Raw genomic sequence first — 16,885 nt, 5'->3', positions numbered from 1 at the left:
TCGCCGCCGAACTTCTTGGCCAGGATCGTCGTGATCGCCGCCGTCAGCGTCGTCTTGCCATGGTCCACGTGACCAATCGTGCCCACGTTCACGTGCGGCTTGGTACGTTCAAACTTGCCTTTTGCCATTTCAATCTCTCCAGGGAAAGAACAGTGGCCCGTGTCGGTTTAAGGTCTCCAGCACGGGTCTGCCACGGGCAGCAGACCCACCCCGCTGACGCGGAGTGCCGAAGACCGGCAGAAATTGCGGTGCCTGCGCCTTACTTGGCGCGGGCGGTGATGATGGCGTCGGCCACGTTCTTCGGAGCTTCGCTGTAGTGCTTGAACTCCATCGTGTACGTGGCGCGGCCTTGCGTGGCCGAACGCAGTGAGGTCGAGTAGCCGAACATTTCCGACAGCGGCACCTCGGCCTTGATGACCTTGCCGCCGCCAGGCATGTCGTCCATGCCCTGCACCATGCCGCGGCGGCTGGACAGATCGCCCATCACCGTGCCGGCGTAGTCTTCAGGCGTCTCGACTTCCACGGCCATCATCGGCTCGAGGATGACCGGGTTGGCCTTGCGGCAGCCGTCCTTGAAGCCCATCGAGGCGGCCATCTTGAACGCGTTTTCGTTCGAGTCCACGTCGTGGTACGAACCGAAGGTCAGCGTGACCTTCACGTCCACCACCGGGAAGCCGGCCAGCACGCCGTTCGGCAGCGTGTCGATCAGGCCCTTTTCCACCGCGGGAATGAACTCGCGCGGCACCACGCCGCCCTTGATGGCGTCCACGAACTCGAAGCCCTTGCCGGCTTCTTGCGGTTCGATGGTCAGCACGACGTGGCCGTACTGGCCCTTACCGCCCGACTGACGCACGAACTTGCCTTCCACGTCGGTGACCGACTTGCGGATGGTTTCGCGGTAGGCCACCTGCGGCTTGCCGACGTTGGCTTCCACGCCGAATTCGCGCTTCATGCGGTCGACGATGATTTCCAGGTGCAGCTCGCCCATGCCGGAGATGATGGTCTGACCCGACTCTTCGTCGGTGCGCACGCGGAACGAGGGATCCTCGGCAGCCAGACGACCCAGGGCGATGCCCATCTTTTCCTGGTCGGCCTTGGTCTTGGGCTCCACGGCCTGCGAGATCACCGGCTCGGGGAAGACCATCTTTTCCAGCGTGATCACGTGGTCGGGATCGCACAGGGTCTCACCCGTGGTCACTTCCTTCAGGCCCACGCAGGCGGCGATGTCGCCGGCCAGAATTTCCTTGATTTCTTCACGCTGGTTGGCGTGCATCTGCAGGATCCGGCCGATGCGCTCCTTCTTGCCCTTGATCGGGTTGTAGACGGTCGAGCCCGAGGTCAGCACGCCCGAGTACACGCGAACGAAGGTCAGCTGGCCGACGAACGGGTCGGTCATCAGCTTGAACGCCAGCGCGGCGAACTTCTCGTTGTCGTCGGCCTTGCGGCTGACTTCCTTCTCGTCCTCGTCGGTGCCGGTCACCGGGGGGATGTCCACCGGCGAAGGCAGGAAGTCGATCACGGCGTCGAGCATGCGCTGCACGCCCTTGTTCTTGAACGCGGTGCCGCACAGCATCGGCTGGATCTCGGTGGCGATGGTGCGGGTGCGGATCGCGAGCTTGATCTCTTCCTCGGTCAGGTCGCCCGTCTCGAGGTACTTGTTCATCAGCTCTTCGTTGGCTTCGGCCGCGGCCTCGACCATCTTCTCGCGCCATTCCTGGGCCTGGGCTTCCAGGTCTGCCGGGATGTCGACGTAGTCGAACTTCATGCCCTGCGAGGCCTCGTCCCAGATGATCGCCTTCATCTTGATCAGATCGACCACGCCCTTGAAGTTGTCTTCGGCGCCGATGGGGATCACGATGGGCACCGGGTTGGCCTTCAGGCGCGTCTTCATCTGGTCGACGACCTTGTAGAAGTTGGCGCCGGTGCGGTCCATCTTGTTCACGAAGGCCAGACGGGGCACCTTGTACTTGTTGGCCTGGCGCCAGACGGTCTCCGACTGCGGCTGCACGCCACCCACGGCGCAGTACACCATGCAGGCGCCGTCGAGCACGCGCATCGAACGCTCCACCTCGATCGTGAAGTCCACGTGCCCAGGGGTGTCGATGATGTTGAAGCGGTGCTCGGGATAGGACAGGTCCATGCCCTTCCAGAAGCAGGTGGTGGCAGCCGACGTGATCGTGATGCCGCGCTCCTGCTCCTGCTCCATCCAGTCCATCGTGGCGGCGCCGTCGTGCACCTCACCGATCTTGTGGTTCACACCGGTGTAGTACAGGATGCGTTCGGTGGTGGTGGTCTTGCCGGCATCGATGTGCGCGCTGATACCGATGTTGCGGTAGCGCTCGATGGGGGTCTTGCGGGCCATGATGGATCTCCAAATGCAGGGGCCGCCCTCGGGTCAGTGATAACCCGCAGGGGCGGCCGAAGGGCTGGTACGGGGCTTAGAAGCGGAAGTGCGAGAAGGCCTTGTTGGCTTCGGCCATGCGGTGGACTTCGTCGCGCTTCTTCATCGCGCCGCCGCGGCCTTCGCTGGCTTCCAGCAGTTCATTGGCCAGGCGGGCAGCCATCGACTTCTCGCCGCGCTTGCGGGCGGATTCCTTCAACCAGCGCATGGCCAGAGCCATCCGGCGGACGGGGCGAACTTCCACGGGAACTTGGTAGTTCGCACCGCCCACGCGGCGGGACTTCACTTCGACCATGGGCTTCACGTTGTTCAGCGCGACCATGAAGATCTCGAGCGGATCCTTGCCGGCCTTCTTCTCGACCTGGTCCAGCGCGCCATAGATGATGCGCTCGGCCACGGCCTTCTTGCCGGACTCCATGATGACGTTCATGAACTTGGACAGGTCCACCGAACCGAACTTCGGGTCGGGGAGGATCTCGCGCTTCGGTACTTCGCGACGACGTGGCATGGGATGCTTCCTTCAATCTGCTTCAGCGTGTGCCGCAGCCCGGTTCGTCCAGGGCTTGCACATTCGGGGATCACGCAACGATCCGCCCGCTTACTCGGTCCACCACCGGCCTTCTGTGGCACTGGCGGCTGCCGCAACGATCACTCGAGCCTAAGCGCCCGGCGTGACAACTCTTCGACTCCGGCCGATCAGGCCTTCTTCGGACGCTTGGCGCCGTACTTCGAGCGCGACTGCTTGCGGTCCTTGACGCCCTGCAGGTCCAGCGAGCCGCGCACGATGTGGTAGCGCACGCCCGGCAGGTCCTTCACACGGCCGCCGCGCACCAGCACGACGCTGTGCTCTTGCAGGTTGTGACCTTCACCGCCGATGTAGCTGATGACCTCGAAGCCGTTCGTCAGGCGCACCTTGGCGACCTTACGCAGCGCCGAGTTCGGCTTCTTGGGGGTGGTGGTGTACACGCGGGTGCACACACCGCGGCGCTGCGGGCAGTTCTGCATCGCAGGCGACTTGCTCTTGGTGACCTCGACCTCACGGCCGTGGCGCACGAGCTGGTTGATGGTTGGCATAGGTAACTTGTTCCCGTTTGAAGTCACGCACATTTCCGGCACCCGGCGGCCAACAGCGACCCCCTGGAATCCCGAGCGGAAAGCGCGAACGGCGCCGAACCCCGCCAAGCCACACCCGAAGTGCACCTGGTTGCGGAGTTCGACGCCTGTCTTGACGTCTGCCCGGAGCCACCCGTCGTTGCGGGAGGCGTAACTGCCGAAAAGCCCGCGATTATATTCAGCGGCTCGAAAGTCCACAAGGCCAGTGATGCGCCCAGCCGTCAATGCCGTGATCGACACCAATGTGGTGCTCGACTGGCTGCTCTTCGATGACCCGGCCGTGCGGCCGCTGGCCGACGCCGTGCAGCAGGGCCAGCTGGTGTGGCTGTGCACGCAGGCGATGCTCGACGAACTGGCGCATGTGCTGCAGCGCCGCCCGTTCGATGCACGCTGGACGGTGGCGCCGGACGCCATTCTGGCGCAGGCGCGGCGCCATGCGCAGCTGGTCGAGGCGACGCCACCGCCAGGGCCGGCGCTGGTGTGCCGGGACGCCGATGACCAGAAGTTCATCGACCTGGCGCTGGCCCAGCGCGCCACCTGGCTGATCAGCCGCGACCGCGCGCTGCTGGCGCTGGCCCGTCGCGCACTGCCGCGCGGCGTGCAGGTGCTGCCGCCTGCGCGTTGGCAGCTGGGCGATGGTGCCGGCGGCTGATCGCCAGACACCCACAGCGCGAGCGAAAAAAAGGGCGACCCATGGGTCGCCCTTCTTTGATTGCGGTCGTCACGGGGCAGCACGCGCCACCCCGTCCGGCCTGGCGGCTTACTCGCCCAGCGGGGCCTCGCCCTCGGCAGCCGGCGCGCCGGCATCCACCGCGGCCAGTTGCACGGCGGCCAGTTCCTCGGCCTCCTGCATGGCGATGGCGCGGCGCTCGGTGTCATCGAGCTCTTCCTTGACCTTGCGGGCCTGGTGATAGGCCATGCCGGTACCCGCCGGGATCAGGCGGCCGACGATGACGTTTTCCTTCAGACCGCGCAGGTCGTCGCGCTTGCCCATGATCGCGGCCTCGGTCAGGACGCGGGTGGTTTCCTGGAACGACGCGGCGGAGATGAACGAGTCGGTCGACAGCGAGGCCTTGGTGATGCCCAGCAGCACGTCGGAGTACGTAGCCGGCACCTTGTCCTCACCACGCAGGCGGTCGTTGGTGTCGAACAGTTCCGAACGCTCGACCTGCTCGCCGACGATGTAGTGGCTGTCGCCGCTGTTGGTGATCTGCACGCGACGCAGCATCTGGCGAACGATCACCTCGATGTGCTTGTCGTTGATCTTCACACCCTGCAGACGGTAGACGTCCTGCACCTCGTCGACGATGTAGCGCGCCAGTTCCTCGACACCCAGCAGACGCAGGATGTCCTGCGGGTCGGCCGCGCCGTCGACGATCAGTTCGCCCTTGTTCACCACCTGGCCTTCGTGCACCAGGATGTTCTTTTCCTTGGGCACCAGGATCTCTTCGACCTTGCCGTCCGGATCGGTGATCTGCAGGCGAACCTTGCCCTTGGTCTCCTTGCCGAACGACACGGTGCCGGTGATCTCGGCCAGCGTGCCGGCATCCTTGGGCGAACGGGCTTCGAAGAGCTCGGCCACGCGCGGCAGACCGCCCGTGATGTCTCGCGTCTTCTGGCCTTCCACCGGGATGCGCGCCAGCACTTCGCCGGGGGCGAGGTCCTGGCCGTCACGCACCTGGATCAGCGCGCCGACCTGGAAGCCGATCGTCACCGAGTGGTCGGTGCCGGGGATCTTCACCTCATGGCCTTGCGCGTCCAGCAGCTTGACCTGCGGGCGCACGACCTTGGTGGCGCCACGGCGCTTCGGGTCGATCACCACCAGGGTCGACAGGCCGGTGACCTCGTCGACCTGCTTGGCCACGGTGACGCCTTCCTCGACGTTCTCGAAACGCGCCTTGCCGGCGAATTCCGTGATGATCGGGCGGGTCAGCGGGTCCCAGTTGGCGAGCACCAGACCGGCCTTGATGACCTGGTCGGCCTTGATGTTCAGCGTGGCGCCGTACGGCACCTTGTGACGCTCGCGCTCGCGGCCGTGCTGGTCGGAGATGACGATCTCGCCCGAACGCGAGATGACCACCAGTTCGCCCTTGCCGTTGGTGACGTAGCGCATCGTCGGGTTGAAGCCGATGATGCCGTCGCTCTTGGCTTCGACGCTGGAGGCCACCGCCGCACGCGACGCCGCACCACCGATGTGGAACGTGCGCATGGTCAGCTGCGTGCCGGGTTCGCCGATCGACTGTGCGGCGATCACGCCCACGGCCTCACCGGTGTTCACCAGGCCGCCACGGCCCAGGTCGCGGCCGTAGCAGCGCGCGCAGATGCCGAAGCGCGTGGCGCAGGTCAGCGGCGTGCGCACCTTCACCTCGTCGACGCCGGCGGCTTCGAGGATGTCGAGCGCGTCTTCGTCCAGCATGGTGCCGGCCGTCATCAGCAGCTCTTGCGTCTCGGGGTGCAGCACTTCCACCGCGGCCACGCGGCCCAGGATGCGGTCGCGCAGCGACTCGATGACTTCACCGCCCTCGACCAGCGCGCGGGTCGCGAAGCCGTTCTCGGTGCCGCAGTCGACCTCGGTGACCACCAGATCCTGGGTCACGTCCACCAGACGGCGGGTCAGGTAGCCCGAGTTCGCGGTCTTCAGCGCCGTGTCCGCCAGGCCCTTACGGGCACCGTGGGTGGAGATGAAGTACTGCAGCACGTTCAGGCCTTCACGGAAGTTGGCCGTGATGGGCGTCTCGATGATCGAGCCATCGGGCTTGGCCATCAGGCCCCGCATGCCGGCCAGCTGGCGGATCTGCGCGGCAGAACCACGGGCACCCGAGTCGGCCATCATGTAGATGGAGTTGAACGACTCCTGGTCCACTTCCTTGCCGTTGCGGTCGATGACCTTCTGCTTGGACAGCTGGGTCATCATGACCTTGCCGACCTCGTCACCGGTCTTGCCCCAGATGTCCACCACCTTGTTGTAGCGCTCACCGGCCGTCACGAGACCCGAGACGTACTGCTGCTCGATCTCCTTGACTTCCTTCTCGGCGCGCTCGATCAGGCCATGCTTCTCGTTGGGCACCAGCATGTCCTCGATGGCGATCGAGATGCCGGCGCGCGTGGCCAGACGGAAGCCGCTTTGCAGCAGCTTGTCGGCCAGCACCACGGTTTCCTTCAGGCCGCACTTGCGGAAGCTGGTGTTGATCAGGCGCGAGATTTCCTTCTTCTTCAGCGCCTTGTTGATGTTGGCGAAGGGCAGGCCCTTGGGCAGGATCTCGCTGAGCAGGGCGCGACCGACGGTCGTGCTGACCAGCTTGGTCTCGGGCTGGAACTCGCCGTTGGCGTCCTTGTTCCACTCGACCATGCGCACGCTGACCTTGGCGGTGATTTCCACCACGCCGTTGTCGAGGGCGCGCTGCAGTTCCTTCAGGTCGGAGAAGACCATGCCTTCGCCGCGGCCGTTGGTGCGCTCGCGGGTGGCGTAGTACAGGCCCAGCACCACGTCTTGAGACGGCACGATCGACGGCTCGCCCGAGGCCGGGAACAGCACGTTGTTGGTCGCCAGCATCAGCACGCGGGCTTCCATCTGCGCTTCGATGGACAGCGGCACGTGCACGGCCATCTGGTCACCGTCGAAGTCGGCGTTGAAGGCCGAGCAGACCAGCGGATGCAGCTGGATGGCCTTGCCTTCGATCAGCACCGGCTCGAAGGCCTGGATGCCCAGGCGGTGCAGCGTCGGGGCGCGGTTCAGCAGAACCGGGTGCTCCTTGATCACCTCTTCGAGGATGTCCCACACCACCGGCGTGCCGCTCTCGACTTCCTTCTTGGCAGCCTTGATCGTCGTCGCGATGCCCATGGCTTCGAGACGCGAGAAGATGAAGGGCTTGAACAGCTCCAGCGCCATCAGCTTGGGCAGACCGCACTGGTGCAGCTTGAGCGTCGGGCCCACGGTGATCACCGAACGGCCCGAGTAGTCGACGCGCTTGCCCAGCAGGTTCTGGCGGAAGCGGCCGCCCTTGCCCTTGATCATGTCAGCCAGGGACTTCAGCGCGCGCTTGTTCGCGCCGGTCATGGCCTTGCCGCGGCGGCCGTTGTCCAGCAGCGAGTCGACGGCTTCCTGCAGCATGCGCTTTTCGTTGCGCACGATGATCTCAGGGGCCTTCAGCTCCAGCAGACGGGCCAGGCGGTTGTTGCGGTTGATGACGCGACGGTACAGATCGTTCAGATCCGACGTGGCGAAGCGACCACCGTCCAGCGGCACCAGCGGGCGCAGATCGGGCGGCAGCACCGGCAGGACGTTCATCACCATCCACTCGGGCTTCATGCCGCTCTTCTTGAAGGCCTCCATCACCTTCAGGCGCTTGGAGTTCTTCTTGACCTTGAGCTCGGAGCCGGTCATGTCGTTGCGCAGGCGATCGATCTCGACGTCGAGATCCATGTCGGCCAGCAGCTTCTGCACGCCCTCGGCGCCCATCAGGGCGACGAATTCCTCACCGAACTCGGCACGCTTCGCGTCGTAGTCCTCCTCGGTCATGATGGAGAACTTCTTCAGCGGGGTCATGCCGGGATCGACCACGACATACGCTTCGAAGTACAGCACGCGCTCGATGTCGCGCAGCGTCATGTCGAGCACCAGGCCCAGACGCGACGGCAGCGACTTCAAGAACCAGATGTGCGCGCAGGGCGCGGCCAGGTCGATGTGACCCATGCGCTCGCGGCGCACCTTGGTCTGGGTGACTTCGACGCCGCACTTCTCGCAGATCACGCCACGGTGCTTCAGGCGCTTGTACTTGCCGCACAGGCACTCGTAGTCCTTGATCGGGCCGAAGATCTTGGCGCAGAACAGACCGTCACGCTCGGGCTTGAACGTACGGTAGTTGATCGTTTCCGGCTTCTTCACTTCGCCGAACGACCACGACCGGATCTTCTCCGGCGACGCGATGCCGATGCGGATCGCGTCGAAGTGCTCGTCGGGGGTGAACTGCTTGAACAGGTCCAGCAAACCCTTCATGTGATTTCTCCTGTGTTCCTGTGTCAGCCGATCAGTTGCGCTCGAGTTCCATGTCGATGCCCAGCGAGCGGATTTCCTTCACCAGCACATTGAAGGATTCCGGCATGCCGGCCACGATGGCGTGCTCGCCCTTGACGATGTTCTCGTACACCTTGGTACGGCCGTTCACGTCGTCGGACTTCACGGTCAGCATTTCCTGCAGCACGTAGGCCGCGCCATAGGCTTCCAGCGCCCACACTTCCATTTCGCCGAAGCGCTGGCCACCGAACTGCGCCTTGCCGCCCAGCGGCTGCTGGGTGACCAGGCTGTACGGGCCGGTGGAACGGGCGTGCATCTTGTCGTCGACCAGGTGGTGCAGCTTCAGCACGTGCATGTAGCCCACGGTGACCGGACGCTCGAAGCGCTCGCCGGTGCGACCGTCGCTCAGGTAGGCCTGGGTGCGGGTCTCGGTGAGGCCCTTGCGCGCGGCGATGTCGTCCGGGTAGGCCAGCTTCAGCATGGCGCGGATCTCTTCTTCCTTGGCGCCATCGAACACCGGGGTCGCGAACGGCACACCCTTGGACAGGTTGGCCGCCATCTCCAGCACTTCGTCGTCCGACAGGTCGTCGATGCTCTCGGCCTTGCCGCCCGACTGGTTGTACAGCTCGTCGAAGAACTTGCGCAGCTCGGCCACGCGGGCCTGTTGCTGCAGCATGTCGCCGATGCGCTGGCCAATGCCCTTGCCGGCCCAGCCCAGGTGCACTTCCAGCACCTGGCCCACATTCATCCGCGAGGGCACGCCCAGCGGGTTCAGCACGATGTCCGCAGGGGTGCCGTCGGCCATGTAGGGCATGTCCTCGATCGGCACGATCTTCGACACCACACCCTTGTTGCCGTGGCGGCCGGCCATCTTGTCGCCAGGCTGCAGGCGGCGCTTGACGGCCAGGTACACCTTGACCATCTTCAGCACGCCGGCCGGCAGCTCGTCGCCCTGCGTGAGCTTCTTGCGCTTCTCTTCGAAGGCCAGGTCGAAGTTGTGGCGGGTCTGCTCGAGCGAGTTCTTGATCGACTCGAGCTGGTTGGCCACGTCGTCGTCGGCCGGGCGCACGTCGAACCAGTGGAACTTCTCGATCGACGAGAGGTATTCCTTGCTGATGACGGTGCCCTTGGCGATCTTCTGCGGGCCGCCGTTGGCGGTCTTGCCCACCAGCAGCTTCTCGATCCGGTCGAAGGCGTCGGCCTCGACGATGCGCAACTGGTCGTTCAGGTCGAGGCGGAAGCGCTTCAGTTCATCGTCGATGATCTGCTGGGCGCGCTTGTCGCGCTGGATGCCTTCGCGGGTGAACACCTGCACGTCGATGACGGTGCCGCTGGTGCCCTGGTCGACGCGCAGGCTCGTGTCCTTCACGTCCGAAGCCTTCTCGCCGAAGATGGCGCGCAGCAGCTTCTCTTCCGGCGTCAGCGTGGTCTCGCCCTTGGGCGTGACCTTGCCCACCAGCACGTCGCCGGGGTTGACCTCGGCGCCGATGTAGACGATGCCGCTTTCATCCAGGCGGGCCAGCTGCTGCTCGCTCAGGTTCGGGATGTCGCGCGTGATTTCTTCCGAGCCCAGCTTGGTGTCGCGGGCCATCACCACCAGTTCCTCGATGTGGATCGAGGTGTAGCGGTCTTCGGCGACGACGCGCTCGCTGATCAGGATCGAGTCTTCGAAGTTGTAGCCGTTCCAGGGCATGAACGCGACCAGCATGTTCTGGCCGAGCGCCAGTTCACCCAGGTCGGTCGACGCGCCGTCGGCCACCACGTCGCCCGCGCCCACCACGTCACCGCGGCGCACGATGGCGCGCTGGTGGATGTTGGTGTTCTGGTTCGAACGCTGGTACTTGATCAGGTTGTAGATGTCGACGCCGACTTCACCGGCCATCGTCTCTGCGTCGTTCACGCGGATCACGATGCGGTTGGTGTCGACGTAGTCCACGATGCCGCCACGGCGGGCGGTCACCACGGTGCCCGAGTCGACCGCGGCCACGCGCTCGACACCGGTGCCCACCAGCGCCTTCTCGGGGCGCAGGGTCGGCACGGCCTGACGCTGCATGTTGGCGCCCATCAGTGCGCGGTTCGCATCGTCGTGCTCCAGGAACGGCACCAGCGAGGCGGCCACCGACACGATCTGCGCCGGCGCCACGTCCATGTACTGGATGCGCTCGGGCGAGGTCAGCACCGATTCGCCGTGCTCACGCGCCGACACCAGTTCGTCGGTTAGTGCGCCGTCCTCGCCCAGCGAGGCATTGGCCTGGGCGATGACGTACTTGCCTTCCTCGATGGCCGACAGGTAGTCGATCTGGTCGGTGACCTTGCCGTCCTGCACGCGGCGGTACGGCGTCTCGAGGAAGCCGTACTCGTTCAGGCGGGCGTACAGCGCCAGCGAGTTGATCAGGCCGATGTTCGGGCCTTCCGGCGTTTCGATCGGGCACACGCGGCCGTAGTGGGTCGGGTGCACGTCGCGCACCTCGAAGCCGGCGCGCTCGCGGGTCAGACCACCCGGGCCCAGGGCCGAGACGCGACGCTTGTGCGTGATCTCGGACAGCGGGTTGGTCTGGTCCATGAACTGCGACAGCTGCGACGCACCGAAGAACTCCTTCAGCGCCGCGGAGATCGGCTTGGAGTTGATCAGGTCGTGCGGCATCAGCGCGTCGGTCTCGGCCTGGCCCAGACGCTCCTTGACGGCCTTCTCGATGCGGGCGAGGCCCGAGCGGTACTGGTTCTCGGCCAGTTCGCCCACGCAGCGCACGCGGCGGTTGCCCAGGTGGTCGATGTCGTCCACCTCGCCACGGCCGTTGCGCAGCTCGACGAGGATCTTCACCACGTCGAGGATGTCCTCATTGCTGAGGGTCATCGGGCCTTCGGGTGCGTCGCGGCCCACGCGGGCGTTGAACTTCATGCGGCCCACGCGCGACAGGTCGTACGTGTCGGCGTTGTAGAACAGGCGACCGAACAGGGCCTGCACGGCGTCCTCGGTCGGCGGCTCGCCGGGGCGCATCATGCGGTAGATGGCGACGCGAGCGGCCAGCTCGTCGGCGGTTTCGTCCTGCGCCAGCGTCTGGCTGATGTAGGCACCCTGGTCCAGTTCATTGGTGAACAGACACTGGATGTCCTTGATGCCGGCGGCGCGCAGCTTCTTCAGCAGGGCCTCGGTCAGCTCGTCGTTGGCCTTGGCGATGATCTCGCCGGTGTCGCCGTCGACCATGTTGCGGGCCACGATGCGGCCCACCAGGAAGTCCTCGGGCACCGAGATGAACTGGGTGCCGGCGGCCTCGAGCTGCTTGACGTGACGCGCGGTGATGCGCTTGTCCTTCTCGACGATGACCTTGCCTTCCTTGTCGGTCAGGTCGAAGCGTGCGACCTCGCCCTTCAGGCGCTCGGCCACGAACTCCATCTGCGCGCCCGCGTCCATCAGGCGGAAGGTGTCGAAGTCGAAGAAGTGGGCGAGGATCTGCTCCGGCTTCATGCCGATGGCCTTGAGCAGGATCGTCACCGGCATCTTGCGGCGGCGGTCGACGCGGAAGTACAGGATGTCCTTCGGGTCGAACTCGAAGTCCAGCCACGAGCCGCGGTAGGGAATGATGCGGGCGCTGAACAGCAGCTTGCCCGAGCTGTGGGTCTTGCCCTTGTCGTGCTCGAAGAACACGCCCGGCGAGCGGTGCAGCTGCGACACGATCACGCGCTCGGTGCCGTTCACGATGAACGAGCCGTAGTCGGTCATCAGGGGCACCTCGCCCATGTAGACCTCCTGCTCCTTGATCTCCTTGACCACCTTGGCCGGCGAGGCCTCGCGGTCATAGATGATCATCTGCAGCTTGGCGCGCACGGCGGCCGCGAACGTGAGGCCACGCTGCTGGCACTCGCGCACGTCGAACGGCGGCTTGGCGATGTTGTATTCGATGAACTTCATCTCGACCATGCCGTTGTGCGACACGATCGGGAACGCCGACAGGAACGCTGCCTGCAAGCCTTCGGGCTTGCGCTTTTGCGGCGGCAGATCCTTCTGCAGGAAGGCGACGTACGCGTCGCTCTGCATGGTCAGCAGGTACGGGACGTTGAGCACGCTCGCGCGCTTGCCGAAGCTCTTGCGGATACGCTTGCGCTCGGTGTAGCTGTAGGGGGTTGCTTGCGCCATGGAAACTCCGTGTCGACGACGCACACCGGGGCCCAAGGTGTGCGTCACGTCGGCGACTGGCTCTCGCGGGGCGGCGTCGCGCGGTATGCGACGGCCCGAAAGCTTGGTGGCTGGCCACTACCAGCCGCTGGCGGACAACCCCGGCATTGCACCGGAGCCCGACCAAACCGGTTCTCTGCAGTCGGATCAGAGAACACTTGGAAAAGCCCTCAAGCATAACCTGCTGGGCGTTTCCAGGTGCACTCCGGGGAAAAACCCGGAAAGCGCAAAAAGCCGGCCCGGGTTGCCCCGGGGCCAGCCTCTCGCGGGACGAGCCTGAATTACTTCAGCTCGGCCTTGGCGCCGGCTTCCACCAGCTTCTTGACAGCGGCTTCGCCGTCGGCCTTGGCCACGCCTTCCTTGACGTTCTTCGGGGCGCCGTCCACCAGGTCCTTGGCTTCCTTCAGGCCCAGGCCCGTCAGTTCGCGCACGGCCTTGATGACCGACACCTTGTTGGCGCCGGCTTCGAGCAGCACGACGTTGAACTCGGTCTTCTCTTCAGCGGCGGCAGCAGCGCCACCACCCGCGCCACCGGCGGCCGGGGCAGCCATGGCGGCGGCGGACACGCCGAACTTCTCTTCAATGGCCTTCACCAGGTCATTGAGTTCCATGACGGTCATGCTGTCCATCGCGGCCAGGAAAGCGTCTTTGTCGAATGCCATTTTGGTATTCCTTGAATCGGGAAATTGGATAGGTTCAGTAGCGGTGTGGCGCGATCAGGCGGCCGAAGCTTCGGCAGCAGGCGCTTCGGCGCCGCCACCCTTCTTCTCGGCCACGGCGGCGATGACGCCGGCCATGCGCTGGATCGGCGACTTCAGCAGGCCGGCCACCTGGGCGATCAGCACTTCGCGACTGGGGATGGACGCCAGGGACTTGACCCCGTTGGCATCCAGCGCCTTGCCGGCGTAAGCACCGCCCTTGATGACGAGCTTGTCGTTGCCCTTGGCGAAGTCGGCGATGACTTTCGCCGCAGCCACCGGATCTTCGGAAAAACCGTAGATCAGGGGACCGGCCATGGTCTCCGCGGCCACCTCGAACGGGGTGCCGGCGACAGCGCGACGGGCCAGGGTGTTCTTCAGCACGTGAAGATACACACCCTTGGACCGCGCATCGACGCGCAGCTTGTTCAGGTGTTCGACGGTGAGGCCACGGTACTCGGCCAGCGCGAGCGTCTGGGACTTGGCGGCCTGGGCCGACACGTCCGCGACCACGGCCGCTTTCTCGTTGCGATTGAGACTCAAAGGTCTGCTCCTCACTAAAACGCACCGGGTCGGGCCCATTGCTCGACCCACCCCGGCGCACCCGGGTTGCAGCGACCAAACCTTCCGGCATCCGACACCCACCGCGCACAGGGCACGGCGAACATCCAATTCCTTCAGGCGGGACCGCCATCTGCGCTGGCCGCACCGGACAGGTTCCGGGCGATTAGGCAGCCGCAGCCGGCTGCACCAGCGGTCTTGGATGGCCCGCCCGCAGCATTGCTGCCCCGGGCGGCCCACCAATTCGTGTCAGCCAGCGCGCAAGACCATCGCGCCGGCCGGATTCAGCTGTGTCAGCTGGCGGCGACCGTCTGCAGGTCGACGCGCACGCCCACGCCCATGGTGGACGAGACGGCCAGCTTGCGCAGGTACACGCCCTTGCTGGAAGCCGGCTTCGACTTGTTCAGCGCGTCGAGCAGCGCGCTCAGGTTGCCCTTGAGCTTGTCGTTGTCGAACGAGCGACGGCCGATCGTGCCGTGGATGATGCCGGCCTTGTCGACGCGGTACTGCACCTGACCGGCCTTGGCGTTCTTCACCGCGGTGGCCACATCGGGCGTCACGGTGCCGACCTTCGGGTTCGGCATCAGGCCGCGCGGGCCCAGGATCTGACCCAGGGTACCGACGACGCGCATCGTGTCCGGGGAGGCGATCACGATGTCGAAGTTGATGTTGCCGGCCTTGATCTCGGCGGCCAGGTCGTCCATGCCGACCACGTCGGCGCCAGCGGCCTTGGCTTCCTCGGCCTTGGCGCCCTGGGCGAACACGGCCACGCGCTTGGTCTTGCCGGTGCCGTTGGGCATCACGACGGCGCCACGCACCACCTGATCCGACTTCTTGGCATCCACGCCGAGTTGCACGGCCACGTCGATCGATTCGTCGAACTTGGCATTGGCGCAGTCGCGGATGAGCGCCATGGCGTCATCGAACGAATAGAGCTTGAGGCTGTCGACCTTGCCGGCCATCGCCTTTTGACGCTTGCTGAGCTTGGCCATGTCAGACCCCTTCCACGATCAGGCCCATCGAGCGGGCAGAACCGGCGATCGTGCGCACGGCGGCATCCAGGTCAGCGGCGGTCAGATCCTTGACCTTGACCTTGGCGATCTCTTCCAGCTGGGCGCGGTTGATCTTGCCCACCTTCTCCAGGTGCGCACGGCCGGAGCCCTTCTCGATCTTGGCGGCCTTCTTCAGCAGCACGGTCGCCGGGGGCGACTTCAGCACGAAGGTGAAGCTCTTGTCCGCGTAGGCGGTGATCACCACGGGCAGCTTCAGACCGGGCTCGATGCCCTGGGTCTGGGCGTTGAACGCCTTGCAGAACTCCATGATGTTCAGGCCGCGCTGACCCAGCGCGGGACCGATCGGGGGCGAAGGATTGGCCTTGCCCGCCGGCACTTGCAGCTTGATGAAGCCGACGATCTTCTTTGCCATGAATGGCTCCTACCGAGTTCAAACGCCCGCCATGACAGCGGGCTCCTCGTCCGTGCGACCCTGTTGCTTTGACGGGCTGGCAGCGCCGGGTCGCGCCACGCCATCAGCCCCGTGTTTCAGCGAAGGATCAGACCTTCTCGACCTGCGCGAAGTCCAGCTCGACCGGCGTGGCACGACCGAAGATCGTGACCGACACGCGGACCTTGGACTTCTCGTAGTTGACTTCCTCGACCGCGCCGTTGAAGTCGGTGAACGGGCCTTCCTTGACCCGCACCAGCTCGCCCACCTGCCACTCGACCTTGGGCCGCGGCTTCTCCAGACCTTCCTGCATCTGGTTGACGATCTTCATGACCTCGGCTTCCGAGATCGGCGCGGGCTTGTTCTTGGCACCACCGACGAAGCCGGTGACCTTGCTGGTGTGCTTGACCAGGTGCCAGGACTCGTCGTCCATCAGCATCTCGACCAGCACGTAGCCGGGGAAGAAACGGCGCTCGGTGACCGACTTCTTGCCGTTCTTCAGCTCCACCACCTCTTCGGTGGGCACCAGGATGCGACCGAACTTGTCGTGCATGCCGGCGCGCTCGATGCGCTCACGGATGTTGCGCTCGACCGCCTTCTCCATGCCGGAGTAGGCGTGCACCACGTACCAGCGCATGCCGGCAGCCGGCGCGACGGTGGGTTCGGCCGATGCGGCCTGGGGCGTCAGTTCACTCATTGCTCTGCAACCTCTTCAGCGCTTCCAGCCCAGGATCAGGTCGTACAGCACCCATTCGATCGTCTTGTCGGTGATGAACAGGAACAGCGCCATCACGAAGACGAAAGCAAACACGTAACCGGTCATCTGCATGGCCTCCTTGCGGGCGGGCCACACGACCTTCTTGGTTTCCTTGACCGAGTCACGGCCGAAGGCGATCAGCTGCTTGCCTGACTCGGCCGTGAAGAAGGTGGCCACCGCGCCAGCCAGCAGCACCAGCAGCGCCAGCACACGCAGCCACAGGTCCTGCTTACCCAGCAGGTAGTAGGCCGCCACGGCCGCGATCACCAGCACGCCGGCCGCAGCCAGCTTGGCCTTGTCGGCGCCGGTGGAAACAGTCTCGATCGGGGTATTGGTGGCCATGTACTTGCCTGCCCGCAACGGCGACAGCCGATGCGCAGCGAAATTCCATCAGCAGCAAAGCCCGCCGGCCACTCGGGACCTGCGGGCTGCGCCGTCTTGGCGATATCCGGTGGGGTGCTGCCGGTTTCAGCGCACTGCGATCGACACCGATCGCAGTACCAAGGTCTTCAGGCGGTGGCAGGGGCGGAGGGAATCGAACCCCCGACCTTCGGTTTTGGAAACCGGCGCTCTACCAATTGAGCTACACCCCTGCAGCGAACCTCTTACTCGATGATCTTGGCCACGACGCCGGCGCCGACGGTGCGGCCGCCTTCACGGATGGCGAAGCGCAGGCCTTCTTCCATCGCGATCGGGGCGATCAGCTTCACGGTGATGCTGACGT

The 16,885-nt window shown here is 65.1% G+C and carries 14 protein-coding genes and 1 tRNA gene; 1 reads left to right on the top strand and 14 read right to left on the bottom strand.

Annotated features, from left to right (window positions below):
* From AACH10_RS25275 to rpsL, 4 genes are all read right to left on the bottom strand, one after another.
* A partial coding sequence (locus AACH10_RS25275) for a GTP-binding protein (protein WP_246149013.1) occupies positions 1 to 128 on the bottom strand: 128 nt, incomplete at its 3' end.
* Between the two features lie 131 nt (positions 129 to 259).
* Positions 260 to 2,362, bottom strand: coding sequence for an elongation factor G (gene fusA / locus AACH10_RS25270; RefSeq protein ID WP_341413335.1), 2,103 nt, complete (start codon positions 2,360 to 2,362; stop codon positions 260 to 262).
* Positions 2,363 to 2,438: 76 nt separating this feature from the next.
* The gene (gene rpsG / locus AACH10_RS25265; RefSeq protein WP_341413334.1) at positions 2,439 to 2,909 is read right to left on the bottom strand and encodes a 30S ribosomal protein S7; all 471 of its coding nucleotides are present in this window, start codon (positions 2,907 to 2,909) and stop codon (positions 2,439 to 2,441) included.
* 188 nt (positions 2,910 to 3,097) lie between these two features.
* Positions 3,098 to 3,475 carry a 30S ribosomal protein S12 gene (gene rpsL / locus AACH10_RS25260; RefSeq protein ID WP_341376923.1) on the bottom strand — a complete coding sequence of 126 codons (378 nt, stop codon included), beginning with the start codon at positions 3,473 to 3,475 and terminating at the stop codon, positions 3,098 to 3,100.
* 247 nt (positions 3,476 to 3,722) lie between these two features.
* On the opposite strand from rpsL, the gene AACH10_RS25255 reads away from it, so the two are divergent.
* Entirely contained in the window at positions 3,723 to 4,166 is a 444-nt protein-coding gene (locus AACH10_RS25255) for a putative toxin-antitoxin system toxin component, PIN family (protein ID WP_341413333.1), read from the top strand.
* A 108-nt stretch (positions 4,167 to 4,274) separates the two neighbouring features.
* On the opposite strand, the gene rpoC is transcribed toward AACH10_RS25255, so the two are convergent.
* From rpoC to AACH10_RS25205, 10 genes are all read right to left on the bottom strand, one after another.
* Positions 4,275 to 8,510 (bottom strand): DNA-directed RNA polymerase subunit beta', encoded by a 4,236-nt coding sequence (gene rpoC / locus AACH10_RS25250; RefSeq protein ID WP_341413332.1) that lies wholly within the window; start codon positions 8,508 to 8,510, stop codon positions 4,275 to 4,277.
* A 31-nt stretch (positions 8,511 to 8,541) separates the two neighbouring features.
* Positions 8,542 to 12,663 carry a DNA-directed RNA polymerase subunit beta gene (gene rpoB / locus AACH10_RS25245; RefSeq protein ID WP_341413331.1) on the bottom strand — a complete coding sequence of 1,374 codons (4,122 nt, stop codon included), beginning with the start codon at positions 12,661 to 12,663 and terminating at the stop codon, positions 8,542 to 8,544.
* Positions 12,664 to 12,983: 320 nt separating this feature from the next.
* A complete protein-coding gene (rplL, locus tag AACH10_RS25240; RefSeq protein WP_341413330.1) occupies positions 12,984 to 13,364 on the bottom strand; it encodes a 50S ribosomal protein L7/L12 in 381 nt (126 codons plus the stop codon).
* Positions 13,365 to 13,418: 54 nt separating this feature from the next.
* On the bottom strand, positions 13,419 to 13,943 hold the full coding sequence (gene rplJ / locus AACH10_RS25235) for a 50S ribosomal protein L10 (RefSeq protein ID WP_341413329.1): 525 nt from the start codon (positions 13,941 to 13,943) through the stop codon (positions 13,419 to 13,421).
* 311 nt (positions 13,944 to 14,254) lie between these two features.
* Positions 14,255 to 14,953, bottom strand: a complete 699-nt coding sequence (gene rplA, locus AACH10_RS25230) for a 50S ribosomal protein L1 (protein WP_341413328.1) — start codon at positions 14,951 to 14,953, stop codon at positions 14,255 to 14,257.
* A 1-nt stretch (position 14,954) separates the two neighbouring features.
* Positions 14,955 to 15,386: a 50S ribosomal protein L11 gene (rplK, locus tag AACH10_RS25225; protein WP_341413327.1), complete on the bottom strand. Its 432-nt coding sequence runs from the start codon at positions 15,384 to 15,386 to the stop codon at positions 14,955 to 14,957.
* Between the two features lie 127 nt (positions 15,387 to 15,513).
* A complete protein-coding gene (gene nusG / locus AACH10_RS25220) occupies positions 15,514 to 16,101 on the bottom strand; it encodes a transcription termination/antitermination protein NusG (protein ID WP_341413326.1) in 588 nt (195 codons plus the stop codon).
* A gap of 15 nt (positions 16,102 to 16,116) precedes the next feature.
* Positions 16,117 to 16,503, bottom strand: coding sequence for a preprotein translocase subunit SecE (secE, locus tag AACH10_RS25215; RefSeq protein ID WP_341413325.1), 387 nt, complete (start codon positions 16,501 to 16,503; stop codon positions 16,117 to 16,119).
* 175 nt (positions 16,504 to 16,678) lie between these two features.
* Positions 16,679 to 16,754, bottom strand: a tRNA-Trp gene (locus AACH10_RS25210).
* A 12-nt stretch (positions 16,755 to 16,766) separates the two neighbouring features.
* Positions 16,767 to 16,885, bottom strand: a 119-nt coding sequence (locus tag AACH10_RS25205) for an EF-Tu C-terminal domain-related protein (protein ID WP_080380372.1), incomplete at its 5' end; no start/stop codon positions are given.

The sequence above is a fragment of the Pseudaquabacterium inlustre genome, assembly GCF_038066595.1.
Lineage (GTDB): Bacteria > Pseudomonadota > Gammaproteobacteria > Burkholderiales > Burkholderiaceae_C > Pseudaquabacterium > Pseudaquabacterium inlustre.
Note: the sequence above shows the minus strand (reverse complement) of the source record. Positions and strands in the feature narration are given on the sequence as shown.

Excerpts from the sequence above, each read along its gene's own strand:
- fusA (WP_341413335.1), bottom strand. The coding sequence starts at position 2,362 with ATGGCCCGCAAGACCCCCATCGAGCGCTACCGCAACATCGGTATCAGC.
- rpsG (WP_341413334.1), bottom strand. The coding sequence starts at position 2,909 with ATGCCACGTCGTCGCGAAGTACCGAAGCGCGAGATCCTCCCCGACCCG.
- rpsL (WP_341376923.1), bottom strand. The coding sequence starts at position 3,475 with ATGCCAACCATCAACCAGCTCGTGCGCCACGGCCGTGAGGTCGAGGTC.
- AACH10_RS25255 (WP_341413333.1), top strand. The coding sequence starts at position 3,723 with ATGCGCCCAGCCGTCAATGCCGTGATCGACACCAATGTGGTGCTCGAC.
- rpoC (WP_341413332.1), bottom strand. The coding sequence starts at position 8,510 with ATGAAGGGTTTGCTGGACCTGTTCAAGCAGTTCACCCCCGACGAGCAC.
- rpoB (WP_341413331.1), bottom strand. The coding sequence starts at position 12,663 with ATGGCGCAAGCAACCCCCTACAGCTACACCGAGCGCAAGCGTATCCGC.
- rplL (WP_341413330.1), bottom strand. The coding sequence starts at position 13,364 with ATGGCATTCGACAAAGACGCTTTCCTGGCCGCGATGGACAGCATGACC.
- rplA (WP_341413328.1), bottom strand. The coding sequence starts at position 14,953 with ATGGCCAAGCTCAGCAAGCGTCAAAAGGCGATGGCCGGCAAGGTCGAC.
- rplK (WP_341413327.1), bottom strand. The coding sequence starts at position 15,386 with ATGGCAAAGAAGATCGTCGGCTTCATCAAGCTGCAAGTGCCGGCGGGC.
- nusG (WP_341413326.1), bottom strand. The coding sequence starts at position 16,101 with ATGAGTGAACTGACGCCCCAGGCCGCATCGGCCGAACCCACCGTCGCG.
- secE (WP_341413325.1), bottom strand. The coding sequence starts at position 16,503 with ATGGCCACCAATACCCCGATCGAGACTGTTTCCACCGGCGCCGACAAG.